Raw genomic sequence first — 24,421 nt, 5'->3', positions numbered from 1 at the left:
TCCTGAGTAACGGGCTGCCGTCAGCGTGCGGCCGCCTTGCGTTGACATTGTTGTTGGCGTCGGTCGAGCGACTCCACCAGGCGCTGGCGCTGCTCGTCGTCGATCTTTTCATCGCCGTCGATACCCAACTGGGCGGCGAGATCGGCGCCGTCGATCACCTGCACCTCGCGATCGCCGCCCAGGTGCTGGGTCTCGTCGTCGATGGTCCAGCCAGGCAGCACCAGCACGCCCTTCACCGGCACGTTCAACTGGGTATGACGGGTCAGCCACTGGCGCAGCCATACCGTGGCCATGCGCACCTTGCGCAGCATGCTGCGCTGGCTGCCATCGGGGAAGCGCAGTCGCTCTGACTCCACCGCCACGACCTGGTTGGGATGGCCCTCCAGATCGAGGGGGAAGTCCCGCGCCATGGTCTGAATCACGAACACGCCCTGGGGCGTGACCAGTACGTTATCAATGCTGTAGCTGTCGGCGGGGAAGTCGTGGAAGACGAAGAAGGGCTTCGCCACCGGGCGGATCAGATGATCCAGCGCCTGACCGATGGCCAGTTCCGAGGCCAGGCTGCGGGTGAGCCGGCGCACCCGCTGCACGTCGCGCAGGATCAGGAAGCCGAACAGCATCGCCAGCAGGGTGCTGAAGACGCCGTAGAGCGACCACTCGAGCCAGCTCTGCTCGTCGGCGAACAGCATGCGCCCCATGCCGTAGACCAGCGGCATCAGGGTCAGGGTCGGTGCCAGCGCGGCATCGAGAAAGAACGCCACCCGCGCACGCTCGAGGCGATCGCGGTGCAGTTGGGCGATTTCGCGGATCGGCTTGCCGTCATGGGGCGAGCGCAGGCCGACGTTCTGCAGATCCCGCAGGGTGATCGCCACCAGTGCGGCCGCCCCCAGCGGGGCGAGAAAGATCAGCGGTAGCAGGTACTCCAACCAGGCCATGGGCAGATGTCCTTGCGGCGGCGGCGAAAAGGCTATTCTAGCCGAGGTCGAGTAGGCTCTGCGATGCCGCACTGCGCGCCACCTCGAGGCGGTCACGGCCGGCGTCCTTGGCCGCGTAGAGTGCCTGGTCGGCTAGCAGTAGCCACTTTTCGTGGCTGATCATGTGGGGGGCCTTGGCGGCGAGGCCGATGCTGCAGGTTGGCATGCGCGCCAGCGGCGCCGGCGGAGCGTGTCGGTGCAGACGCTGCTGGAAGGCGTGCAGCGCGGCCTCGGCCTGCGCCAGCTTGGTCGCCGGCATCAGAACACCGAACTCCTCACCGCCATAACGCCCGAGCAGGAAGTGTGGCGGGAGCGACTGGCGCAGCAGTGTCGCCAGTTCGCGCAGCGTCTCGTCCCCGACGCCATGACCGTGCTCGTCATTGATGTGCTTGAACAGGTCGATATCGATCAGTGCGATCACGGCAGGCGATGAGGCCAGCAGCTCGGCGGCGATCTGGGCCTCCCAGAAGCGTCGATTGTAGAGCCCGGTCAGACCGTCGGTGCGACTCAGGTCGGTCAGGTTACGCTTCTGGCGGCTGAGCTGACGCGCCTGCAGGTAGGTGATATAGCCGATCGCCAGCGGGTAGGTGATCAGCATCGGTAGACTGCACAGCAGTACCCCGGTGGTGGGGATGATCGGCGGTGCGCCGGGCGCGATCAGCCACATGCCGAGCAGGCCGCCCAGTGCCAGCAGCCCGACACCACGCAACAACAAACGGGGGCCACCGACGGCGATGTTGTTGAGGCTGATCATGGTCAGCACGATGATCGTCGGCAGCAGGTTGAAGTGCATGGCGGCGAGCCAGAAGCCCCCCAGCAGACTGTCGATGCCGAGGTTCTGGCGCTCGGCGTGGTAGGGTGAGGCGTGCCGCTTGGCGCGCCAGTAGGCGACGTGTGACCAGGTGGCGATCTGCAGTACCCACAGCATCCAGACCCATCCCGGAGTCGCCAGCGTCAGTAGCGCACTGCCGATGCACAGGCCGCCGGCCGCCAGACCCAGCGTGCGTGGCGGATAGATGCGTCGCGCCAGGCGCAGGCCGCGCAGCCGCTGTTCGACCAGGGGATCCAGAAGCGTATTGGGCATCGGTCAGCCGTGCTGCGTCTCCGTGGGACACAGTTCATTAGAAATGGATTGTCTCCCTTTCTACCATCGATCGAGGAATAAAAGCATGCCCGACGCGTCGCCTGACGGCATTGAGGCGCTGGGCGCCTTTCTCGCCCGCTATTCGGACCTGTTCGTGCTCACCGGCGCGGGGGTGAGCACCGCCAGCGGCATCCCCGACTATCGGGACGCCAGCGGGGCGTGGAAGCGACCGCCGCCGGTCAGCCATCAGGCGTTCATGGCCAGTCGGGCGGTGCGCCAGCGCTACTGGGCGCGCAGCCTGGTCGGGTTCCGCGCGCTCGCCGCGGCGCGACCGGGGGAGGCGCATCGTGCACTGGCGGCCCTGGAGGCCGGAGGCGTTATCTCGCAACTGGTGACCCAGAACGTCGATGGTCTGCATCAGCGTGCCGGCTCGCAGCGGGTGATCGATCTCCACGGTCAGGCCGATCTGGTGGTCTGCATGCACTGTGGCGCGACGCTGATGCGCCATGCGCTGCACGATGAGCTGGCGCGGCGCAATCCGAGCTGGCTCGACCTGCCGGCGGCAGTGGCGCCGGATGGTGATGCCGATCTCGAGGGCGTCGATTTCACTGACTTCGTGCTACCCGACTGCCAACGCTGTGGCGTCGGCATCCTCAAGCCGGACGTGGTGTTCTTCGGCGACAACGTACCCCGGGCGCGGGTGCAGGCCGCCTTCGACGCCCTCGAACGGGCGCCTGCCATGCTGGTGGTGGGGTCGTCGCTGATGGTCTATTCGGGCTACCGCTTCGCCCGCCATGCCGCGCAGCAGGGCAAGCCGATCGCCTGCCTCAACCTGGGGCGGACCCGGGCCGACGAGCTCTACGCGCTCAAGGTCTCGGCGCCGATCGGACCCACGCTGATCGCCGCGACGGCGGCCCCGAGGCCGCCCGCGGTCGCGCTCAGCGGCGCGTCGGCGGCGCCATGAACTCGGGGCCGACCGGGTCCTTGATGTGCTCGGCGAGCAGCGCATCGATATCCGCCAGGTCGCGATCGCTCAATTGCCAGCCGCTGATGTCGCCGACCGGGTCGACCTGGGCCGGCTTGCGCGCTCCCCACAGCGCCACGATATTGGGCGAACGGTCGAGAATCCAGCGCACCGCCAGGGCCAGCACCGACTTGTCGTGACGCTCGCGGGCCAGGGCTTCCAGATCCTTCACAGCGGCCAGGTACTGCGCGAAACGCGGCGACTGGAACTTGGGATCCTTGTTACGCAGGTCGTCGCCACCGAAGGTGGAGTCGCTGTGCATCTTGCCGCTGAGCAGGCCGCGGCAGAGCGCGCCATAGGTAAGCAGGGTCAGGTCGTTGTCTTCGGCATAGGGCAGGATCTGATCGTCGATATCGCGTTCGAACAGGTTGTACGGGGGCTGCAGGGTGTGCAGCGGTGCGACCTCGCGGAAGGTCTCGCACTGCTCGGGGGAGAAGTTGCTGACCCCGATGGCGCGGATCTTGCCCGCCTGATGAAAGCGTGCCATCGCCTCCGCGGTTTCGGCGATCTCCACCAGCGGATCGGGCCAGTGGATCTGGTAGATGTCGATGGTGTCGGTCTTTAGCCGCCGCAGCGAGTCGTCGAGCTCCTTCTCCAGCCGCTTGGCGGTGGCGTTGCGGGCCAGGCTGTCGTCGTCGTACCACTCCAGCCCCGCCTTGGTCGCCAGCACCAGCCGCTCGCGCTGGCCGCTCTCGGCGACCGCCTTGCCCACCACCTCTTCGGAGTGACCGAAGCCGTAGGCCGGGGCGGTATCGATCAGGGTGATGCCCTTGTCGATGGCGGCATGAATGGTGCGGATGGCGTTGGGGTCGTCGGTGCCGCCCCACATGCGCCCGCCCATGGCCCAGGTGCCCAGCCCCACGCGGGACATCTCGATATCGGTACCGGGTAGCTTACGCGTTTCCATGCTCGTCTCCATGCGGGAATGACAGTCGAATCAGCGTGGTCGGTTTTCTCCCGGGCATCAAGCGGATGGCGGTATCACCCGCGTCATCGCGGCGGCGATCGGCCCGTTGCGCTGCCGGCGGCGCGGGCCTTTCAGGGCGCTGCGGGGGCGAGCGCGTCGGCCCCGGTGGGCACCACGGGAATGTCGGGTTCCGCCGGGTCGTGGCGACCGAACACCGCCACCGGTGTCTGGCTCAGGTAGATGATGCGCCCATGGCTGCGAATCTGGGCGCTGAGCTGGTAGATATCGTCACGCGCGATGGCGTCGGGCAGGTACTGCAGCGTGACCGGCAGCGGCAGCTGGCCGAGCTGCTCGTAACGGCTGCTGGCCACCACGTCGCCTTGGGTGACGTCTTCGAGCTGCACTTCCAGGGTGGCATCGGCGGGCAGGGTGACCGGGTTCTCGGAGACCACCCGGGCGGCGAGGGTCTCGAACTGCGGACCCCCGGCGCAGCCGGCGAGCGCGGCGACGGCGAGCAGGGCGGCGGCCAGACGGACGCGGCGCGAAAGGGCGGGCAACGGCATGGGACGCGATCTCCTGACGGGGCGAACGAGCGGCTTGCGTTGAGACAGGCGCGGCGGCGATAAATTCCTCAGCCGCCGGCCAGCTTGACCGTATAGCCGCGGGTTTCGAGTTCGCGCTTGAGCACCTCGCGGTGGTCGCCCTGGATCTCGATCACGCCCGCCTTGAGCGCGCCGCCGGTGCCACAGCGCTTCTTCAACGCCTTGGCCAGCGCCTTGAGCTCCTCCTCGGCGAGGGGGACGCCTTCGATCGTGGTCACGCCCTTGCCCTTGCGGCCGCTGGTTTCGCGGCGGATGCGCACGATCCCGTCGAGCGCAGCAAGACGCTCGGCCTCGGCTTGCGCCTGACAGCGACACTCGGCGAGCGGTTGGCGGCACGCGGGGCAGGTCTCTCCATGCTCGGTGGAGTAGACCAGACCGCGCAACTGATCCTGTAGGGAGGGCATGAGGGGCTCCGCTGCAATGACTGAGGCGCCATGATAGCGCGCTCGGCCAGGGGCGGACGAGCGGCGCCCGCCGGCGCCCTGCCCGTGTCAGGAGTGGCTGGCGGCCAGCATGGGCAGCAACCGGTCGACGGCGCCGGGCAGCTCACGCATGTGGCCGATGGCGATGGCGCCTGCCGGCGTGGCTTCGCGCTCGGGGAAGCGGTTGATGTGTATCACCCGCATGCCGGCGGCCAGCGCGGCGCGAACGCCGACCTGGGCATCATCGATCACCACGCAGTGTGCCGGGGCGAAGCCCATGTCGCGGCCGGCGTGCAGGAACAGGCCGGGGTCGGGCTTCCAGCTGCCCACGTTGTAGGCGCTGTAGATATGATCGCCGAAGAAGCCGCGCAGCCCGGTGCTGTCCAGCGCACGGCGAATCTTGTGCTCGGGGCCGTTGGAGGCGACACAGCGCGGCAGCCCGCCCAGCGCATCGAGGGCGCCGGCGGCGCCCTCGATCGGCGCGAGCTCGGTGGCCATGCGTTCGTTCATTTCACGGCGCATGTCGCGCTCCGTCTCCTCGCGCAGCGTGGGGTCGATCTCGCCGTAGGCGCGTTCGAGATGCGCCACGATGCTGGCGAAACGCGTGCCGCGAAAATCGTTCATGTAGTCGAGGGGGCGAAACGGAAGGCCGGCCCGATTGAGGTACTTGGCCATGATCTCGGCCAGCAGCGGTTCGCTGTCGACCAGGGTGCCGTCGCAATCGAAGAGCAAGCAGAGCGGGTCGGGCATGATGGGTCGCCTCGAGGGCGCTGTCAGTGAAAGGGGGTGACCCGAGCGGCCGCGGCCGGTGAGTCGGTGGCTGTCGCGCCAATATCCCGGTTATCGGCACCGCAGCCTCATTGTTTAGATAAGGTTACGGAACACTGTTTTCAATGACGCTTCCCAACTCTAGTCGCCCCGATTCGGCTTGACAAGTCGGGGTGTGCCACGGGGCGTGAATTGCACACTTTTTGACCGGTGAAGTCGGTCCGGCCGGATGGCGTGCGCTCGCTCCTGCCTGGCCCTGGCTCTCAGCCAAGCCGCTCAGGCCACGCTTCGGGATTGAACGGGCTGAGCGGGCGCTCGCCATCCAGCGCCAGCAAAAGATTGTCGACGGCGCGCTGGGCCATGGCGGTGCGCGTCTCGTGGGTCGCGGAGCCGATGTGTGGCAGGGCGACCACGTTGGCCATGCGCGGTAGCGGCGAGTCGGCCGGCAGCGGCTCCTGCGCGAACACGTCGAGACCGGCGCCGCGAATCTCGCCACGTTCGAGGGCATCGATCATCGCGGTTTCGTCGACCACCTCGCCGCGGGCCAGGTTGATGAAGATCGCGCTCGACTTCATGCGCGCGAACTCGGGCGCGCCGATCAGATGCCGGGTCTCGGCGTTGAGTGGCACGATGGCGCAGACGAAGTCGGACTCGCGCAGCAGTTCGTCCAGCTCGCAGTGGCGTGCGCCCAGCGCCTGCTCCAGCTCGGGTTTGGGCGAGGCCTTGGCGTAGAGCACGCGCATGCCGAAGCCCAGTGCACCGCGGCGGGCGATGGCCTGGCCGATGCGACCGAAGCCGATCATGCCCAGGGTCTTGCCGTGGACGTCGGTGCCGAACTGCTCCGCGCCGATACTCTCCTGCCACTCGCCCCGCTTGACGTACTCGGCCAGCTCCACCACGCGCCGGGCGCTCGCCATGATCAGCGCGAAGCCGGTGTCGGCAGTGGTCTCGGTGAGCACGTCCGGGGTGTGGCTGAGCAGGATGCCACGGCGGCTCAGCTCCGCCACCGGATAGCTGTCCACGCCCACCGAAATGCTCGAGATGGTCTCCAGCTGCGGCGCCGCGTCGAGCAGTTCGGGAGTGATCTTCAGCCCGGCGCCGATCAGCCCGTGGGCCTCGCCCAGCGCCTCCCGGAAGGCCGGATCGTCGGCGGAGGAGAGTTTGCCGAAGTAATCGACCTGATAGCGCTCGCGGAGCTGGTCGAGCTGCTGCTCGTCGAGACGGCGATAGGCCAGGATACGTTTGGGCATGGGGACTCTCCTGTTGACGACCTTGATGACGACAATGGCCAACTGACCACGTCTCGGAGTGGCCGAGGCACTGCCGGTGTGGCTGGCGAAAGACGCAAAAACCCGCATCGGCATGGCGCCGAGCGGTGGACCAACGACTACCGCATCATGGCGAGTCGGCCGGCCTAAAGTCCAGGCCGCGGCGCTTGGTTGCGCCGAGGTTACTGGTATCATCGCCTTTCAGGGGTGGCGCAGGGTTTGGCACAGAGTTTGACCCCTGGGCTGTCGCCGCCCGGTGCGGGGCCGCCCGCCATCGTCGATAGGGCCGCGTCGCGGGGGGAGCGTTCCCGTCGTGCCGGCGTGGCTGTTGCTGGTGTTCAAGGGCTGAGGAGTGGCTATGCAAGCGGATGTCGTGGTGCTGGGTGCCGGCATGATCGGAGTGTCGACCGCGCTGCAGTTGCAGCGGCGGGGGCGCAACGTGGTGCTGGTGGATCGCCGGGCCCCGGGAGAGGAGACCTCCTACGGCAACGCCGGCCTGATCCAGCGCGAGGCGGTGGAACCCTATCCCTTCCCACACGACAGCCGCATGATCTTCAAGGTCGCGCGCAAGGGCGGCATCGACGTCAACTACCACCCCTCGGCACTGCCGCACCTGGCCTCGCCGCTGGCGCAGTACTGGTGGTGGTCCTCGCCGTCGCGTTACGCCCAGGTGGCGCGTGAGTACAGCCGGCTGATCGCCCACTGTCTGAGCGAGCACGACAGCCTGATCACCGAGGCCGGCGCCGAGGCGCTGGTGCGCAAGAGTGGTTGGCGCACCGCCTACCGCAGCCAGGCGGCGCTGGATAAGGGGTTGGCCAACGCCGAGCGGCTGGCCCAGGAGTACGGGGTCGAGCATGCACCGGTCAGCGGCGACGAGCTGGCGCGGCTGGAACCCGGGCTGACCCAGCGCATGGCGGGGGCGGTGCACTGGACCCAGCCGTGGTCGGTGCGCGACCCCGGCGCGCTGGTGGCGAGCTACGCCAGCCTGTTCCAGGCCCGCGGCGGCGCCTTCGTCAGCGGCGACGCCGCGACCCTCGAACGCCAGGGCGCCGGTTGGCGCGTGACCACCAGCGAAGGCCCGGTCGAGGCCGCCGAAGCGGTGGTGGCGCTGGGCCCGTGGTCCGACGAGTTGCTGCGGCGTTTCGGCTACCACCTGCCGCTGTTCGTCAAACGTGGCTACCACCGCCACTATGTCATGCCGACGCCGCTGAGCATGGCAATGCTGGATGCCGAGAACGGCATCATGCTGGCGCCGATGAATCGCGGTCTGCGTATCACCACCGGCGCCGAATTCGCACGTCTCGACGCCCGCGCCACCCCGCTGCAGTCGAGCAAGGCCGAAAAGGTCGCACGCGAGCTGCTGGCGATCGGCGACGCGGTCGAGCAGACTCCGTGGCTGGGCGCGCGGCCGTGCACGCCGGACATGAAGCCGGTGATCGGCCCGGCACCCAAGCATGACGGGCTCTGGTTCCATTTCGGCCATGCCCATCAGGGCTTCACCCTGGGGCCGGCTTCGGGGCGGCTGCTGGCGGAGATGATGTGCGGCGAGACGCCCTATATCGAGCCGGCGCCCTATTCAGCCACCCGCTTCTGAGCCGACGCCCTATTCAGCCACCCGCTGCTGAGCCGGTGCCCTACTCAGCCGCTCGCTGCTGAGCCGAGGCCCTCAGTGCTCTGGGCGTCGAGACCCAGGGCGTGCATCACGCGCTGGCGTGATGCCGCCTCGCGCCGGGCGTAGAGCGCCAGCTCGTCGATGACCTCTGCCCCCAGCGCCTGCTCGAAGTCGTCACGATTGGCGTGGCCGGCGTAGCCGTCGCTGCGCGCATCGCCGAGGTTGGACTGGAAGATGCCGGCCGCACTCACCGGCAGGAAGTCCTCGTAGGTGATCGGCTGGGCGCTGACCCAGCCGCGGGCGATCGCTGCCTCCAGGTCCACTGTGGCCAGGTCCACGACTGCCAGGTCCGCCCTCTCCCCACTCTCCGTCGCCTCTCTGACCGCCTCGCCTGCCGGGGTCAGCCGGTAATCGAAGTAGGCCAGGCCGTGGCGGCGTAGCTGAGCGGCATCATCGGGAAACGCCGTGAAGACGTCGTCGAGCACCTGCTGGTGGGCGGCGTTGTCGAGGCCCTGGCTGCGCTCGCGGGCGGTCGCCAGCAGGCGGTCGTAGCGCTCGCGGCCGGCCGGTGTCAGCGCCATGCCGCGCTGCTCGATCTCACCGAAGCGCGCGCTGTGCGAGCCCTGCTGGAGGTCGGCGAAACGAATCTCCTCCTCCAGCGCCTTGAAGCTGGTCTGACGCAGCAGAATCGGACAGGCGCGCCGGGGTGGACCCTCGATCACCGCCTTGGGCGTGATACCGGCCTGCGGCATGCGGCGCTGAACCGCGTCGATGTCGAGGGTGCGCGGGGTCAGGTGATTGATATGCGGGCCGCGGAAGCAGACCACGTCGGCGATCAGCCGGTGCTGGTCGTGCAGGGCGCAATAGGTGGGCCAGTCGACGGTCGCCTCGCGGTGCCAGCGGAAGGTCTCCAGCGCGGCGGCGACGAAGCGCTCGGCGTCCTCTTCGCTCAGCCCGCCCTGGGCTTCGTGGCGCTCGATCAGCGCCAGCGCCTCCGGGGTGAAGATCTGGCGTGACGCGAGGATATCTGCGGCGCGCTCGCGCAGCTGGGTATCCTCGATCAACTCCAGGCGCAACAACGAGGTGAAGACACGGAAGGGGTTGCGCGCCAGCGCGGCATCGTCCACCGGACGGAAGGCGGTGGAATGGACCGGTACCCCCGCTGCGGCGAGATCGTAGTAGCCCACCGGCTGCATGCCCATCACCGCGAACAGCCGGCGCAGGCCGGCCAGCTCTGCCGCTGTGCCCACGCGAATGGCGCCGTGGCGCTCGACACCGAGTCGCGCCAGGTCATCGTGGGCCTCGAGTCTGGCAGCCAGCTCGGGGTCGCCCTCGAGGGCCTCGCGGTTGACGGTCTCGACCAGTTCGAGAAGCGTGCCGTACTGGGGCACCTCGGCCTGGTACATCGCCGACATGGCGCGCGAGAAGCGGTCGCGGATCGCGTCGGGGGAGAGAAAAGAGGGCATGGCAAGTCTCCTGCGTATGAGGGTGCGTCAAAGGGGGGCGGCGCGTCAGGGGATAACGGGGCGAAAACGTGGACGTGACGCGCTCAGGCGCGCAGCGTGGCCAGAGCCTCGCCGAGTCGTGTCAGGCCCTCATCGAGAATCTCGGGCTCGCTGGTCAGCGGCGGCAGCAGGCGCAGCACGTTACGTTTGCGCCCGCTGGGCATCAGCAGCAGGCCGCGCTCGCGCGCCGCGGCGAGCAGCGCGCTCAGGTGTTCAGCGCCACTGGCGTTGGGGGTGTCCTCGAGCACGATGCCGCGCATTGCGCCGATCCCGGTGAGTGCGCCGACCATGGGGTGGCGGCCGCTGGCTTGCCACTCGCGGTGATGGGCCAGCACGCGCGACTCGATCGCCTGTGACCAGCGCGCCAGATGGTTGTCGCTCATCTCCTCGATCACCGCCAGGGCTGCCGCGCAGGCCAGGGCGTTACCCGAGTAGGTGCCGCCCAGCCCGCCCCGGGGCAGGGCGTTCATCACCGCCGCGCGGCCCGCCACCGCCGCCAGCGGCAGCCCCGCGGCCATGCTCTTGCCCAGCAGCAGCAGGTCGGGTTCGACCTCCAGCTGCGAGAACGCGAAGCGCGCCCCGGTACGCCCGAAGCCGGACTGGATCTCGTCGAAGATCAGCAGGATGCCGAGAGCCTGGCAGCGCTCTCGCAGGCGGCGGGCGAACTCGGGGCAGAGCCGGCGGAAGCCGCCTTCGCCCTGTACCGGTTCGACGATGATCGCGGCGACCTCCTCGGCGTCGACCTCGACCGCGAACAGCCGCTCCAGGGCGGCCAGGGCGGTGGCGGCGTCGACCCCGCTGTCCGGCCCCGGGAACGGCAGGTGATGTACCGGGCCGGGCAGGCTGCCCAGACGCTGCTTGTAGGGGGCGACCTTGCCACCCAGGTTGAGCGCCGCCAGGGTGCGTCCATGGAAGGCATCGTCGAAGGCGATCACCGCCGTGCGACCGGTATGGGCGCGGGCGAGCTTGAGCGCGTTCTCGGTCGCCTCGGCGCCGCTGTTGGTGAGCATGCAGCTGAGGGGATAGCTGACCGGCACGAACTCATCGAGCGCCTGGGCCAGATCGAGATAGCCGCGGTGGGGCAGGGCGTTGAAGGCCGAGTGGGTCAGCTTGCCCAACTGCGCCTGGATGGCCGTCAGGACGCGGGGGTGACCGTGACCCAGGTTGAGCACGCCGATGCCGGCGATGAAGTCGATATAGCGCTGGCCTTGCTCGTCCCAGACCTCGGCGTTGGCGCCGCGCTCCAGACAGATCGGGTGCACCACCCCGAGGGCGTGGCTGACGTGGGGAAACTCCATGGGCGGCTACCTGCGGTGGCGACGATGACGGTTCGGGGTCATCAAAGCAGCCCGGCAGGCGGCGCTTCAAACGAAAAAAAGCCGCGGTATCATTCCAAAAATTCTGGATTCTCCCAGCGTACATCGACTCAGCGCGGGGCGGGCGCCTAGCGCTCAGTTGGCGCGGACTCTTGAACCGGACCCAGCGTGGGGCGGTCGCGATGTTCGCGCATCCAGTCGAGAAAGCCGCGCACCTTGGCCACCTCACCCTTGTGTTCGGGATAGGCGAGGTAATAGGCATCGCGGCTCGCGAGCGCGTGGGGCCAGGCCTGCACCAGCAGCCCCTGATCGAGCTCCTCGGCGGCGAGCACCCGCGGCACCAGCGCTACCCCGCAGCCTACCCGCGCCGCGCGCAGCAGCATCTCGAAGGTATCGAAGCGCGGCCCGTGGTAGCTGTGCTGGGTGTAGAGCTTCTGATCGGCGAACCAGGCATGCCACGCCTCCGGGCGCGAGTCGCTCTGCAGCAGCACCTGACCGGTGAGCGCGAGCGGGTCGTCGAAGCCGCCGGTGGGCACCAGCGAGGGCGCGCATACCGCCACCATCTCCTCGTCGAGCATATGGATGCACTCCGCCTTGGGCCACACGCCGCGACCGTAGAAGAAGGCGGCGTCGACTCGCTCCTGTTCGAGATCGAACGGCTGCGTGCGGATACCGATGTTGAGATAGACGCTGGGTTGCCGCAGGCGGAAGCCGTTGAGACGCGGCACCAGCCAGCGCGCGCCGAAGGTCGGCAGGGTGGTGACGTTGAGCACCTCGCTCTCGCCGCCGTAGGACTGCATGTAGCGGGTCGACATCTCCACCTGGGCCAGTACCTTGCGTACCTCGGTGAGATAGAGCGACCCCTCCGGGGTGACCTGCAGTCGGCGCCGGACGCGGCGGAACAGCGGGTGCTCGAGAATCGCCTCGAGCTGGGCGACCTGCTTGCTCACGGCGCTCTGGGTCAGGCTCAGTTCGTCGGCGGCGCGGGTGAAGCTGAGATGGCGTGCCGCGGCCTCGAAGCACTGCATGGCGGTGAGGGTGGGGAGATGACGACGATTCATGACAGCCTGCTGGCAGGAAAAAAAGGAATGACGTTGGTATAAAACGTCGTTTGTGGCGCGTCAATGCCCGGCGCAATACTGCCGCGACACCTTATTTCGTTCCGGCAGCAGGAGAACAACATGATCGACGAGATCCTCGGACGCCTCGGCGTGGCGCCTTCGACCTACCGCGAGGGCGACTATGTGGTCACCTCGCCCACCGACGGTGGCGAGCTGGGCCGGGTCAGCAACGAATCCGCGGCGGCGGTGACCGCGCGCATCGATCGTGCCGAGCGCGCCTTTGCCGCCTGGCGTCAGGTGCCGGCGCCGCGGCGCGGCGAGCTGGTACGGCTGTTCGGCGAGCAGCTGCGCCAGCACAAGGAGGATCTCGGGGCACTGGTCACGCTGGAGTGCGGCAAGATCCTGCAGGAGGGGCTGGGTGAGGTCCAGGAGATGATCGATATCTGCGATCTCGCCGTGGGCCAGTCGCGCCAGCTCTACGGTCTCACCATCGCCTCCGAGCGCCCCGGCCACCACATGCGCGAGAGCTGGCATCCGTTGGGGCCGATCGGTCTGATCACCGCCTTCAACTTCCCGGTCGCGCCCTGGGCCTGGAATGCCGCGCTGGCGCTGGTGTGCGGCAACAGCCTGCTGTGGAAGCCCTCCGAGAAGACGCCGCTGTGTGCACTTGCCTGTCAGGCGCTGCTGGAGCGTGCCATGCAGGCTTTCGGTGACGACGCCCCGCAGGATCTGAGCCAGGTGATCATCGGCGAGCGCGAGGCCGGTGAAGCCCTCACCGACGATCCGCGGGTGCCGCTGATCAGCGCCACCGGCAGCACGCGCATGGGGCGTGAAGTCGCGCCCCGGGTCGCCGCGCGCTTCGGCCGCAGCATTCTCGAACTGGGCGGCAACAACGCCATGATCCTGGCGCCCAGTGCCGATCTCGACATGGCCGTGCGTGGCATTCTGTTCTCGGCAGTCGGCACCGCTGGCCAGCGCTGCACCACCCTGCGTCGTCTGATCGTCCACGAGTCGGTGCGCGACGAGGTGGTCGAGCGGATCAAGAAGGCCTACGCCAACGTCACCATCGGCGATCCGATGCAGGGTCATCTGGTCGGCCCGCTGATCGATGCCCAGGCCTTCGATCAGATGCAGTCGGTGCTGGAGAAAGCACGCCAGCAGGGGGCCAAGGTCTTCGGCGGCGAGCGCCAACTGGCCGAGACCTACCCCAATGGCTACTACGTCTCGCCGGCGATCGTCGAGGTCGCCGAGCAGGACGAGCTGGTCAAGCACGAGACCTTCGCGCCGATCCTCTATGTGCTCACCTACCGCGACTTCGACCAGGCGCTGGCGCTCAACAACGACGTGCCGCAGGGACTGTCGTCGTGCATCTTCACCACCGACGTACGCGAGGCCGAAGCCTTCGTCTCCGACCAGGGCAGCGACTGTGGCATCGCCAACGTCAACATCGGCCCCAGCGGCGCCGAGATCGGCGGTGCCTTCGGCGGCGAGAAGGAGACCGGCGGCGGACGTGAGTCCGGCTCCGATGTCTGGAAGAGCTACATGCGCCGCCAGACCAATACCGTCAACTACTCGCGCGAGCTGCCGCTGGCCCAGGGCATCAAGTTCGACTGATGCCTCACCGGGGCGCGCGCCGCGCCCCGGTCCCACCCCTTCTGGCGCGTCTGCGACGCGATTCCCGATCCGTGCTCCAAGAATAACTCCGGGAGAAGGTCGATGAGTGACAATGTCCGCGTGGGCGGCATTCCCAGCCTGCCGCTGGCCCTGGCGCCGCTGCTGCTCACGGTGGCGCTGCTGATGACGCAGTTCTTCGTCTTCGGCGACTTCACGCCGCATATCCCGCTCGCCTGCGGCATCCTGATCTGCGCTCTCTTCGCGCGTCTGCGTGGCATCCCCTGGACGCGCATGGAGGCGTCGATGCTGCAGGTGATCAAGCTCGGCCTGCCGGCGATCCTGATCCTGCTCGCGGTGGGTATGCTGGTCGGTACCTGGATTCTCTCGGGGACCGTGCCGACGCTGATCTATTACGGGATCAATCTGGTCTCGCCGGGAATGTTCCTGGTCGCCACCTGCCTGATCAGCTCGCTGATCTCGCTCGCCGTGGGGACCTCCTGGGGCACGGTGGGTACCGTCGGCCTGGCGCTGATGGGGATCGGCCACGGCCTCGGCATCCCGGTCTACCTGACCGCGGGCGCGCTGGTCTCCGGGGCCTTCTTCGGTGACAAGATGTCGCCGCTCTCCGATACCACCAACCTCACGCCGGCGGTCTGCGAGACCGACCTGTGGTCGCATATCAAGAGCATGATGGCGACCACGGTGCCGGCAATGACACTGGCACTGCTGATCTATGCCTGGCTCGGCGCCGGTTACGCCGATCAGCTGGTCGATGTCGGCAGTATCGACACGCTGCGCCACACGCTGGCCGAGCACTTCACCCTGAGCTGGATCACGCTGATTCCGCCGCTGGTGGTGGTCTCGCTGTCGATGGCCAAGATGCCGCCGTTTCCCACCATCTTCGGCGGCGCCGCGCTCGGCGGGGTGATCGCGATCCTGCTGCAGGGCAGCGATGTCCAGGCGGTCTTCGGCGTGATGCAGAACGGCTACGCCGCGGATACCGGCAATGCGGCGATGGATACGCTGCTTTCCAAAGGCGGCGTGATGTCGATGACCTGGGTGGTGACGCTGACCCTGTTCGCGCTCGGCTTCACCGGTATGCTAGAAGCCTACGGCACCATCGATGCGATCATGCTGCACCTGGCCAAGCTGATGCGCGGGCGCTTCAGCATGGTGCTGACCAGCTCGGTCACCACCGCTTCGGTGGGAACCGTGGTTGGCGACGTCTATACCACCCTGGTGCTGCCGGGGCGGCTACTGCACGGGCAGTACCGGCAGATGGGCTACCGCACCTCGGTGCTGTCACGCACCATCGAGGACAACGGCACGCTGCTGTCGCCGCTGATCCCGTGGAACATGGGCGGGAGTTTCGTCGCCGCCACCACCGGCGTGCCCACCCTGCTCTATGCGCCTTTCGCCTTTGCCTGCTGGCTGTCGCCGCTGTTCGGCCTGCTGTGGGCGCTGCTCGGCTGCTTTGTCCCGCGGGAGTCTGCGCCAGCGCGCCAGGCCACTCAGGCGGGCCGGGTAGCGTCGTCGTCCGGGAGTGCGGCGCCGGCGGACGCCTGAGCGGGCAAGGCGCGATCGGTGGCGGTCGAGAGAGGGGAAAAACGGGGCATGACCAGCGTGACAGTGGCCGTGTCCCCGTGAGTCAGGCGGAAAGCAGCGAGCGACAAGCGTTCAGGCGAGGAGCGGTCATGCAAGAGCAATGTCTATGGACCCAGGGTGCGCAGGAGCCGGCGCCCGTCACCGAGACGCTGGACACCGCGTTGCGCACCCGCGTGTGCGTCGTCGGCGGCGGGATCACCGGTCTCTCCACAGCGCTGCATCTGAGCGCCGGCGGCACCGAGGTGTGCGTGCTGGAGGCGGGGGATATTCCCACCGGGGGGTCCGGACGCAACGTCGGGCTGGTCAACGCCGGCCTGTGGGTGCCGCCGGACGATATTGTCAAGGCGCTCGGCGAGGCCGACGGCGAGCGCGCCAACCGGGTACTCGGCGGCGCCCCGGCCAAGGTGTTCTCACTGATCGAACGCCATGGTATCCAGTGTCATCCTACGCGCACCGGGACCCTGCACCTGGGGCATAACGCCAAGGGCTGCGACGAGTTGGCCCGGCGGCGGGACCAGCTCGTCGCACGCGGGGCACCGGTCGAGTTGATCGAAGGCGAGGCGTGCGAACGGCTCACCGGGACCCGGCGCATTCGCGCCGCGCTGTGCGACCGCCGTGCCGGTACGATCAACCCCGCCGAGTACACCCGTGGGCTGGCCCGCGTCGCCCAGGCCCAGGGCACCCGGCTGTTTACCCACAACCCGGTGTCGAGCATACAGCGCGAGGGTGACGGCTGGCGCCTGAGCACCCCCCGCGGCAGTGTCACCGCCGATCGGGTGGTGATCGCCACCAATGCCTACGCCCAGGACAGCTGGAACCAGACGCGCCAGCACTTCTTCGCCGGCCACTATATGCAGGTCGCCTCGCGCCCACTCTCCGGGGCCGCGGCGGATGCGATCCTGCCCGAGCGCCAGGGCGCCTGGGATACCCGCACGGTGCTCTCGAGCATTCGCCGCGATGCCGCCGGGCGGCTGGTGCTGGGCAGCCTGGGGCGTGGCGAAGGGCGGCCACGGGTCTACCTGAAGAGCTGGGCCGATCGCATCGCCGGCCACTACTTCCCCGAGCTGGGCCCGGTCGAGTGGGAGTGCACCTGGAGCGGCCGCGTCGCCTTCACCCCGGATCACACGCTGCGCCTGTTCGAACCGCTGCCCGGGATCGTCGCCGCCTGCGGCTACAACGGCCGTGGCAACACCACCGGCACGGTGGTGGGCGAGGGCTTCGCCGAGTATCTCAGCCGCGGCGACGACAGCCTGCTGCCGCTGCCACTCAAGTCCTACCGCGCCGTACGCGGGCGCGGGCTATGGAGTGCGGCCTACGAAAGCGGCTTTTCGCTCTACCACCTGGGGCAGTGTCTGCGCCTGTTGGCCTGAGCGTGACTCGCTGCCAGCGCTCGCGTCAGCCGTCTACGTGTCAGTCGTTGCCAGGTCAGGCCGCAGGCGGGTACAGCGGCCAGTGGCGTGAGCGGATCAGCGTCAGACAGTGGCGCAGCTCGCCATCCAGGGCGCGATCCTCGTCCACCGGGGCGAAGTGCTCACGCAGGCGTTCGACCATCGCCGCCAGCGGCGCGGGCAGCGGATCGCCACGCAGGTGCACGCCCTGCAGCGCCGCCAGCAGGGTGGCGGCGGCGACCTGCTCACTGAGTTCGAGCACGCGCAGGGCGTCACGGGCGGCGATGGTCCCCATGCTCACCTTGTCCTGATTGTGGCACTCGGTGGAGCGCGAGAAGACGCTGGCGGGCAGGGTGCCCTTGAGCGCCTCGGCGGCCCAGGCGGAGGCGCCGATCTGCACCGCCTTGAAGCCGTGATTGATCATCGCCCGTGCCGCTGGCGCACCGGAGAGATTGCTCGGCAGGCCGTGGTTGTAGCGGCTGTCGACCAGCAGCGCGAGCTGGCGGTCGAGCAGGTCGGCGACATTGGCGGTGAGGGTCTTGAGGCTATCCATGGCGAAGGCGATATGGCCACCGTAGAAGTGGCCGCCGTGCATCACCTCGCCCGAGTCGGGGTCGATCAGCGGGTTGTCGTTGGCGCTGTTGAGCTCGGTCTCGATGAAACCGCGCAGCCAGCCGAGGCTGTCGGCCAGCACCCCCAGCACGTGGGGCGCACAGCGCAGCGAGTAGCGATCCTGCAGGCGCTGCTGCGGTGCGGCGGACTCGCTCTCCAGATCCGCGCGCAGCCAGGCGGCGACCTGGCCCTGACCGGGGTGCGGCTTGGCCGCGAACAGGCGCGCGCCGAAATGGTCCGGATTGCCGCGCAGTGCGGCCACATTGAGGGCGGTGATGCGGGTGGCGAGCCTCAGCAGATACTCGGCGCGGACGAAGGCCTGGCATGCCAGCGCGGTCATCACCGCGGTGCCGTTCATCAGCGCCAATGCCTCCTTGGGGCGCAGGGTCAGCGGTTCCCAGCCCAGCTCCGCGTGGACATCGGCCGCCATTCGGACGTCGCCGCGCCAGATCACCTCGCGCTCGCCGCAGAGCATGGCGGCGACGTAGGAGAGCGGTGTCAGGTCGCCGCTGGCTCCCACCGAGCCCTCTTCGGGGATTCTCGGCAGCAGATCTTCCTGTAGACAGGCGTGAAGCCGCTCGAGCAGCTCGAATCGCACTCCGGAGACGCCCTGACACAGCGACTGCAGGCGTGCCGCGAGCACCGCCCGTGCCGCCTCGGGCTCGAGAAAGCGGCCCAGGCCGCAGCCGTGAAAGGTGTAGAGCTGACGCGGCAGCGCCGCCACCTGGGCCAGGGGAATCGCGGTGACGCAGGAGTCGCCATAGCCGGTGGTGATGCCGTAGATCTGCCCCTCGCGGTCGAGCAGCCCCTCGACCGCCTGGGCGCCGCGGGCGATACGCGCGCGCCACGCCGGGTCGTCGTCCAGCCGTGAGGCGGCGCGGCGTTCGGCCAGCGCGACCACCGCCTCCAGGGTCAGCGGGGTGGGGCCGAAGGTGATCGGCGCAGGGGCATGAGGCATGGCTCGGCATCCACTGGGTTCGGGAAGGTGCCGAGTGTAGCCGGGCCATGCATTCGGCGGCCAGCGCCGCTGGGTGCGGGGAGTGAACCCTAGCGCTAAGGACTCAGGTCGATGGGCGTTCGGCGGTGAGGAAGAAGCGCACCTTGGGCTCGGCGGCCAGCAGCGGGGTCGAGCCCGCCTTGAACGGGGCGTAGTGCGGCATGGTGGTGTGGTGCTCGAAGGCGGCACGGTCGCGGTAGACCTCGTGCAGCACCACCAGATCCTCGCTGCCTTCCGGGGTCAGCACGTCGAAGGTGTAACAGCCCTCCTCGTTGGCCAGCGACTCGCTGGCATCGTTGTGCGCCAGCGCCAGAAAGGCCGGCACCTGGCCCGGTTTGATCTGAAATTCGGCAATGACCACGAAGTGGGTGTCAGCGGTCATGAAGACCTCCCTGTTGGATGAACGAGTGGTGTCGTAAAAGCTAAGTGTAGGTGCAACGTCGGACGTCTGCTGACGGCTACGTCATAGCTCCCGAGAACCCCGGCGGAACCAGGCGTGGCAGGCGGCGCTCGAGCAGCCGGGCGGCATCCATCACCCGCATATCGTCGAAACGCGCCGCGACCAGGTGCAGGCCGACCGGCAGGCCGCCATCATCGAGGCCGCAGGGCAGCGACGCTGCCGGCTGCTGGGTGAGGTTGAACGGGTAGCTGAACGGGGTCCAGTCCATCCATTGCAGGTAGCGACCGCCCTCGGGCACGTTGCTGCCGACGGCAAAGGGGGCCAGCGGCAGCGTCGGCGTCACCAGCAGGTCGTAGTGGCGATGGAACTCGGCCATTTGCGCGGTCAGCGCGGCGCGCGCCTCGCCGGCACGCTGATAGTCGCTCAGCGAAATGCGCGCACCGCGCTCGGCGATGGCCCGCAGACCGGGGTCGAGGCGTTCGCGCTGGGCCTCGTTCAGACCGCCCACCAGTCGCGCGGCGCCTGCGAACCACAGGGTGTTGAAGGTTGCCTGGGGGTCGGTGAAACCGGGGTCGATCTCTTCGACCTCGGCGCCCAGCCCGCGCAGCACGGCGACGGCCTCATCCACCACCCGGGCGATGTCCGGCGCGACTTCGACATAGCCCAGGTCGCGGCTGTAGGCGATCCGCCAGCCCCGCAGGTCGTCCGGCGGTGAGCGGCGCCAGTCGAGCGGGCAGGGCGGGCCGGCGTAACCGTCACGCGGATCGGGCTGGGCGATCGCGCTCATCATCAGCGCGGCGTCCTCGGCGCTGCGGGTCATCGGGCCGAGGTGCGAGAGTGTGGTCATGGCGCTGGCCGGCCACTGGGGCACCCAGCCGAAGGTTGGCTTGAGCCCGAAGGTGCCGGTAAAGGCGCAGGGGATACGGATCGAGCCGCCGGCATCGCTGCCTTGATGCAGCAGGCCCAGATTGAGCGCCGCGGCGGCGCCGGCTCCACCGGACGAGCCGCCCGGGGTCAGGTTCGGATTCCAGGGGTTGCGGGTGATGCCGTGGAGGGGGTTGTCGGTCACCCCCTTCCAACCGAACTCGGGGGAGGTGGTCTTGCCGAGCAGCACGCTGCCGGCCTCGCGCAGGCGGGCGGCGAACGGGGCGTCGGTGTCCCATGGCCCGGCCGCCGAGGTGGTTGCCGAGCCCTTGCGGGTCGGCATGCCGCGGGTCGGGGTCAGGTCCTTGATGGTCACCGGGATGCCGTCGAGCGGCCCCAGCGCCGTGCCGCGGCGGTAGCGCGCTTCGGCGGCGCGGGCGGCCTCCAGCGCGCCTTCGGCGTCGACGTGACAGAAGGCGTTGACGGTGGGGTTGTGGTGCTCGATGCGGGCCAGGCAGTCTTGCGCCAGTTCCACCGGCGAGATCTCGCCGGCGGCCAGCAGGGCCCCGGCATCGACGGCGCTCAGGCTGGCCAGGTCGGTGTCGCTCTTTGTCATGATCAGGCTCCTTGTTGCGCCAGTTCTAGGGTGGCATGCAGCAGCACGTCGGCGCCGGCGGCCACGTCTGCGGGGCTGGCGTATTCGGCTTCGTTGTGGCTGATGCCCTTCTCGCAGGGAATGAAGATCATCGCGGTCGGTGCCACGCCGGCGACGAGCACCGCGTCGTGCCCGGCCCCGCTGACGATGTCGCGATAGGCATGGCCGCCCGCCTGCGCCGCCCGGCGCACCGCGGCGATACAGTCGGGATGGAAGTGCTGCGGCGGGTTGTTCGCCGTCTGGGTCACCGCGAGCGCCAGGTCGCTGGCGCTGGCGATCTTCTCCAGCGTCTGGCGGAACTCGGCGACCATGGCGTCGAGCACGTCGCCGTCGCTGTGGCGCAGGTCGACGCTGAGGGTGACCTCGCCGGGAATCACGTTGCGCGAGTTGGGCAGTACCTGGCAGGCGCCGACGGTGCCACGGCCGTCGGGCTGGTGAGCCATGGCGATGGCATCGACGGCCTCGATCACGCGGGTGGCGCCGAGCAGCGCATTGCGGCGCAGGTGCATCGGTGTGGAGCCGGAGTGGGCGGCCATGCCGGTCAAGGTGACATCGAACCACTGGATGCCCAGCGCGCCGGTGACCACGCCGATGGTGTCGCCCTCCTCCTCGAGGATCGGCCCCTGCTCGATGTGCGCCTCGAGATAGCCGGCGAGGCGGGCCGGGCGATGGGCGTCGTCACCGACGTAACCGATCGCCGCGAGTGCCTCGCCGGCGCTGATGCCTTCGGCATCGCGCCGCGACAGGGCGTCGTCGAGTGTCAGTTGGCCGACGAAGACACCGGAGCCCATCATGCAGGGGGCGAAGCGGCACCCCTCCTCGTTGGTCCAGGCCACCAGCTCCAGTGGCCGTTGGGTTTCGATGCCCTGGGCGTTCAGCGTGCGGATCACCTCCAGCGCGGCCAGCACGCCGAAGCAGCCGTCGAACTTGCCACCGGTGGGCTGGGTATCGATATGGCTGCCGATCACCACCGGGTCGGCGGTGTCGTCGCGCCCCGGACGGCGCGCGAAGAGGTTGCCGATGGCGTCGAAGCGCACCGTCAGACCTTCCGCCTCGCACCAGCGAGTCAGCAGATCGCGACCCTGCCGGTCGAGCTCGGTCAACGCCTGGCGGTTGCAGCCCCCCTTGGGGGTGGCGCCGATCTTGGCCAGTGTCATCAGGCTCTGCCATAGGCGCTCGCCGTCGATGGTCAGCCGGGTCGCGTGAGAAGAGGAAGTGGTGGTCATGGTGTTGTCCTTATCCTTGTCGAGGGCACCCTGATCGGCGCCGTTCAGGCACTCAGCGCCAGAAAGCGGTCGCGGATCGCGGGGTCGTCGCGGAACGCCTGGGCGCTACCGTGATAGACCACCCGGCCCTGTTCGAGCACATAGTGGCGGTCGGCGAGCTGTTCGCAGACCCGCAGGTTCTGTTCGACCAGCAGCACCGGCAGCCCCAGGCCGCGGATATCTTTGAGGATGCGCACGATCTCGTCGACGATCACCGGTGCGAGTCCTTCGGTGGGCTCGTCGAGCAGCAGGATGCGCGGATCGTTGATCAACGCCCGGGCGATGGCGAGCATCTGCTGTTCGCCCCCCGAGAGAGCGTTGCCGCCGTTGCGGCGACGCTCCTCGAGTCGCGGGAAGAGGCGGTAGATGTCGGCGAGTTGCCAGCGGCTGCGGCGCCGGGCGGCGATCTTGAGGTTCTCCTCGACGCTGAGCAGGCCGAAGATACCGCGATGCTCGGGTACCAGGGCGACCCCCTGGCGGGCGATGCGGAACGGCTCCTGACCGTTGATGACTCGCCCCTCGAAACGCACCGCTCCTTGCCGCGGCGGTACCAGTCCGACGATGCTCTTGAGGGTGGTGGTCTTGCCGGCGCCGTTGCGTCCCAGCAGGGTGACCAGCTCGCCGGCCTCGACGTGGAGCGAGACGCCTTCGAGCACATGGCTCTTGTCGTAGTAGCTGTGGATGTCGTCGACCTCGAGCATCAGGCGGCCTCCCCCAGATAGGCGGTGCGCACCCGCGCATCCTCGCGCACCGCTTGTGGCGTTCCCTCGACCAGGATCTGGCCGCGGTTCATGACGGTGATGGTGTCGCTGATCGACATCACGATGCTCATGTTGTGCTCGATCAACAGCACGGTGTGATCGCGCCCCAGCTCGGCGATCAGCCGGGTCATGGTGGGGATGTCGTCGACCCCCATGCCCGAGGTCGGCTCGTCGAGCAGCAGCAGGCGGGGCCTGGCGCATATCGCCATGCCCACTTCCAGAATGCGCTGCTGACCATGTGACAGGGTGCCGGCGGGCAGCTCGGCGCGCGCGGTGAGCGCCAGGCGTTCGAGCATCTCGTCGGCGGTGGCGGCATGGCGGCGGTGGCTGTCCAGGCGGCGCCAGAAGTCCAGCGCCCGCCAACCGGCCGTGCCCTGGGCGGCCAGACGGAGATTCTCGCGAACGCTCAGGTTCTGGAACAGGCTGGTGATCTGGAACGAGCGCGCCATGCCCAGCGCCACTCGCCCATGGGCGGGGCGGCGGGTGATATCGCGACCGTCGAACAGGATCTGCCCGCCACTGATACGGCGCTCGCCGGTCAGACAGTGGAACAGGCTGGTCTTGCCGGCGCCGTTGGGGCCGATGACGCTGTGGATGGTCCCGGGTTGGATACACAGGCCGACCCCGTCGACGGCGTGGAAGGCACCATAGGCCAGTGTCAGGTCGCGGGTTTCCAGCAGTGGCGAAGTCATGCGTCCTCCTGCGTCTTGCGCGCGGCGCCGGCGCGCCGGCGTCCCAGGGATTCGAGGCCGCCCCACAGGCCGCCGCGCATGAACATCACCACCGCGATCAAGGCCACCCCGAGCAGCAGCATCCAGCGCGGCCACAGGGCGGAGAGCAGGTCGCCGAGGATGACGATGGTACCGGCGCCCAGCAGCGAGCCGAACAGCGATCCGGTGCCGCCGATGATGGTCATGATCAGGATCTGCTCGGACATCGGTAGCTCGATGTTCGATAGCGGCGCGAAGTTGAGCAGCATGGCGTAGAGCGCCCCGGCGAGTCCGGTGACGGCGCCCGACAGCGCGAAGGCGAGAATCTTGAAGTGGCGGGTGTCGTAGCCCACGGCGGCGGCACGCGCCTCGTTCTCGCGAATGGCCAAGAGGGTACTGCCGAAAGCCGAGTCGATGACCCGACGCGCCCCCAGATATAGGAACACGAACAGCACCGCCACCAGGCCGTAGAAGGCCAGCGGCGACTCGAGATCGAACAGGGTGAAACCGCCGATGGCCACGGGAGGCCGCGGCACGTCGAGCAGACCGTTGTCGCCGCCCGTCCAGTCGCTCAGGGTATAGGCGATGAAGTAGGCCATCTGGGTCAGGGCCAGGGTCAGCATGACGAAGTAGATCCCCGTGCGGCGAATCGCCAGGGCGCCGACCAGCAGCGCCAGCAGGCCCCCGGCGGCGGCCGCCAGCAGCAGTGCCGTGAACAGCCCGACCTGCCAGTGGATCATGGCCAGGGCCGCCACGTAGGCACCGCTGCCGAAGAAGATCGCCTGGCCGAAGGAGAGCAGGCCGGTGTAACCGAGCAGCAGGTTGCAGCCCAGCACGGCCATGGCGAAGATCAGGATCTCGCAGGCCAGCGTGGCCGAAGGCACCACCAGGGGCAGGGCGATGACTACCGCCAGCATGGCCAGGGTCGTCGCCGCCGGCCGCCGCCGGAAGATGGCGTTGGCGGGGCGGCTGTCGCCGCGCGCCGGTGTCGTGAGCTTGGGGTTCAT

At 68.6% G+C, this 24,421-nt stretch carries 22 protein-coding genes; 5 read left to right on the top strand and 17 right to left on the bottom strand.

What is annotated here, in order from left to right; all coding sequences use genetic code 11:
- Positions 1-20: 20 nt before the first annotated feature.
- The gene (locus DOM67_RS11235) at positions 21-935 is read right to left on the bottom strand and encodes a nuclease-related domain-containing protein (RefSeq protein WP_110675866.1); all 915 of its coding nucleotides are present in this window, start codon (positions 933-935) and stop codon (positions 21-23) included.
- A 37-nt stretch (positions 936-972) separates the two neighbouring features.
- Positions 973-2,058 (bottom strand): diguanylate cyclase, encoded by a 1,086-nt coding sequence (locus DOM67_RS11230; protein WP_110675864.1) that lies wholly within the window; start codon positions 2,056-2,058, stop codon positions 973-975.
- An 85-nt stretch (positions 2,059-2,143) separates the two neighbouring features.
- Between DOM67_RS11230 and DOM67_RS11225 the strand changes: the two genes are divergently transcribed.
- Positions 2,144-3,022 carry an NAD-dependent protein deacetylase gene (locus DOM67_RS11225; RefSeq protein WP_110675861.1) on the top strand — a complete coding sequence of 293 codons (879 nt, stop codon included), beginning with the start codon at positions 2,144-2,146 and terminating at the stop codon, positions 3,020-3,022.
- Here the strand turns inward: DOM67_RS11225 and DOM67_RS11220 are convergent.
- From DOM67_RS11220 to DOM67_RS11200, 5 genes are all read right to left on the bottom strand, one after another.
- On the bottom strand, positions 2,997-3,989 hold the full coding sequence (locus DOM67_RS11220; RefSeq protein ID WP_110675859.1) for an aldo/keto reductase: 993 nt from the start codon (positions 3,987-3,989) through the stop codon (positions 2,997-2,999). The two genes, DOM67_RS11225 and DOM67_RS11220, sit on opposite strands and share 26 nt — an antisense overlap.
- 131 nt (positions 3,990-4,120) lie before the next feature.
- Positions 4,121-4,552 (bottom strand): YbaY family lipoprotein, encoded by a 432-nt coding sequence (locus tag DOM67_RS11215; protein WP_110675857.1) that lies wholly within the window; start codon positions 4,550-4,552, stop codon positions 4,121-4,123.
- A gap of 68 nt (positions 4,553-4,620) precedes the next feature.
- Complete coding sequence (locus DOM67_RS11210) at positions 4,621-4,995, bottom strand: translation initiation factor Sui1 (RefSeq protein ID WP_110675855.1); 375 nt, start codon at positions 4,993-4,995, stop codon at positions 4,621-4,623.
- 87 nt (positions 4,996-5,082) lie between these two features.
- The gene (locus DOM67_RS11205) at positions 5,083-5,763 is read right to left on the bottom strand and encodes an HAD family hydrolase (protein WP_110675852.1); all 681 of its coding nucleotides are present in this window, start codon (positions 5,761-5,763) and stop codon (positions 5,083-5,085) included.
- A gap of 281 nt (positions 5,764-6,044) precedes the next feature.
- Positions 6,045-7,031 (bottom strand): D-glycerate dehydrogenase, encoded by a 987-nt coding sequence (locus DOM67_RS11200; protein ID WP_110675850.1) that lies wholly within the window; start codon positions 7,029-7,031, stop codon positions 6,045-6,047.
- Positions 7,032-7,407: 376 nt separating this feature from the next.
- Between DOM67_RS11200 and DOM67_RS11195 the strand changes: the two genes are divergently transcribed.
- On the top strand, positions 7,408-8,643 hold the full coding sequence (locus DOM67_RS11195) for an FAD-dependent oxidoreductase (protein ID WP_110675848.1): 1,236 nt from the start codon (positions 7,408-7,410) through the stop codon (positions 8,641-8,643).
- A 44-nt stretch (positions 8,644-8,687) separates the two neighbouring features.
- Here DOM67_RS11195 and DOM67_RS11190 read toward each other — a convergent pair whose 3' ends face one another.
- The 3 genes from DOM67_RS11190 to DOM67_RS11180 all read right to left on the bottom strand — a co-directional run bounded on the left by DOM67_RS11190 (position 8,688) and on the right by DOM67_RS11180 (position 12,543).
- Positions 8,688-10,127, bottom strand: coding sequence for a VOC family protein (locus DOM67_RS11190; protein ID WP_110675846.1), 1,440 nt, complete (start codon positions 10,125-10,127; stop codon positions 8,688-8,690).
- Between the two features lie 83 nt (positions 10,128-10,210).
- On the bottom strand, positions 10,211-11,464 hold the full coding sequence (locus tag DOM67_RS11185; RefSeq protein WP_110675844.1) for an aspartate aminotransferase family protein: 1,254 nt from the start codon (positions 11,462-11,464) through the stop codon (positions 10,211-10,213).
- Positions 11,465-11,610: 146 nt separating this feature from the next.
- The gene (locus DOM67_RS11180; protein ID WP_110675842.1) at positions 11,611-12,543 is read right to left on the bottom strand and encodes a LysR substrate-binding domain-containing protein; all 933 of its coding nucleotides are present in this window, start codon (positions 12,541-12,543) and stop codon (positions 11,611-11,613) included.
- Between the two features lie 120 nt (positions 12,544-12,663).
- Between DOM67_RS11180 and DOM67_RS11175 the strand changes: the two genes are divergently transcribed.
- From DOM67_RS11175 to DOM67_RS11165, 3 genes are all read left to right on the top strand, one after another.
- Positions 12,664-14,157, top strand: a complete 1,494-nt coding sequence (locus tag DOM67_RS11175) for an aldehyde dehydrogenase family protein (protein ID WP_110675841.1) — start codon at positions 12,664-12,666, stop codon at positions 14,155-14,157.
- A gap of 102 nt (positions 14,158-14,259) precedes the next feature.
- The gene (gene nhaC, locus DOM67_RS11170) at positions 14,260-15,723 is read left to right on the top strand and encodes a Na+/H+ antiporter NhaC (protein ID WP_110675838.1); all 1,464 of its coding nucleotides are present in this window, start codon (positions 14,260-14,262) and stop codon (positions 15,721-15,723) included.
- Between the two features lie 128 nt (positions 15,724-15,851).
- Positions 15,852-17,132 carry an FAD-binding oxidoreductase gene (locus DOM67_RS11165; protein ID WP_110675836.1) on the top strand — a complete coding sequence of 427 codons (1,281 nt, stop codon included), beginning with the start codon at positions 15,852-15,854 and terminating at the stop codon, positions 17,130-17,132.
- A gap of 55 nt (positions 17,133-17,187) precedes the next feature.
- Here the strand turns inward: DOM67_RS11165 and DOM67_RS11160 are convergent, their stop codons facing one another.
- The 7 genes from DOM67_RS11160 to DOM67_RS11130 all read right to left on the bottom strand — a co-directional run bounded on the left by DOM67_RS11160 (position 17,188) and on the right by DOM67_RS11130 (position 24,421).
- Entirely contained in the window at positions 17,188-18,720 is a 1,533-nt protein-coding gene (locus tag DOM67_RS11160; RefSeq protein ID WP_110675834.1) for an aromatic amino acid ammonia-lyase, read from the bottom strand.
- Between the two features lie 103 nt (positions 18,721-18,823).
- The gene (locus tag DOM67_RS11155; protein WP_110675832.1) at positions 18,824-19,141 is read right to left on the bottom strand and encodes a putative quinol monooxygenase; all 318 of its coding nucleotides are present in this window, start codon (positions 19,139-19,141) and stop codon (positions 18,824-18,826) included.
- A 76-nt stretch (positions 19,142-19,217) separates the two neighbouring features.
- A complete protein-coding gene (locus DOM67_RS11150; protein WP_110675830.1) occupies positions 19,218-20,639 on the bottom strand; it encodes an amidase in 1,422 nt (473 codons plus the stop codon).
- A gap of 2 nt (positions 20,640-20,641) precedes the next feature.
- Complete coding sequence (locus DOM67_RS11145; protein WP_110675828.1) at positions 20,642-21,904, bottom strand: Zn-dependent hydrolase; 1,263 nt, start codon at positions 21,902-21,904, stop codon at positions 20,642-20,644.
- A gap of 44 nt (positions 21,905-21,948) precedes the next feature.
- A complete protein-coding gene (locus tag DOM67_RS11140) occupies positions 21,949-22,644 on the bottom strand; it encodes an ABC transporter ATP-binding protein (RefSeq protein WP_110675826.1) in 696 nt (231 codons plus the stop codon).
- Positions 22,644-23,396, bottom strand: coding sequence for an ABC transporter ATP-binding protein (locus DOM67_RS11135; RefSeq protein WP_110675824.1), 753 nt, complete (start codon positions 23,394-23,396; stop codon positions 22,644-22,646). Before DOM67_RS11135 ends, DOM67_RS11140 begins: the two co-directional genes overlap by 1 nt.
- Positions 23,393-24,421, bottom strand: coding sequence for a branched-chain amino acid ABC transporter permease (locus tag DOM67_RS11130; protein WP_198651792.1), 1,029 nt, complete (start codon positions 24,419-24,421; stop codon positions 23,393-23,395). Before DOM67_RS11130 ends, DOM67_RS11135 begins: the two co-directional genes overlap by 4 nt.

Origin of the sequence: Salinicola sp. RZ23, from assembly GCF_003206675.1 — a bacterium.
Taxonomy (GTDB): Bacteria; Pseudomonadota; Gammaproteobacteria; order Pseudomonadales; family Halomonadaceae; genus Salinicola; species Salinicola endophyticus.
Note: the sequence above shows the minus strand (reverse complement) of the source record. Positions and strands in the feature narration are given on the sequence as shown.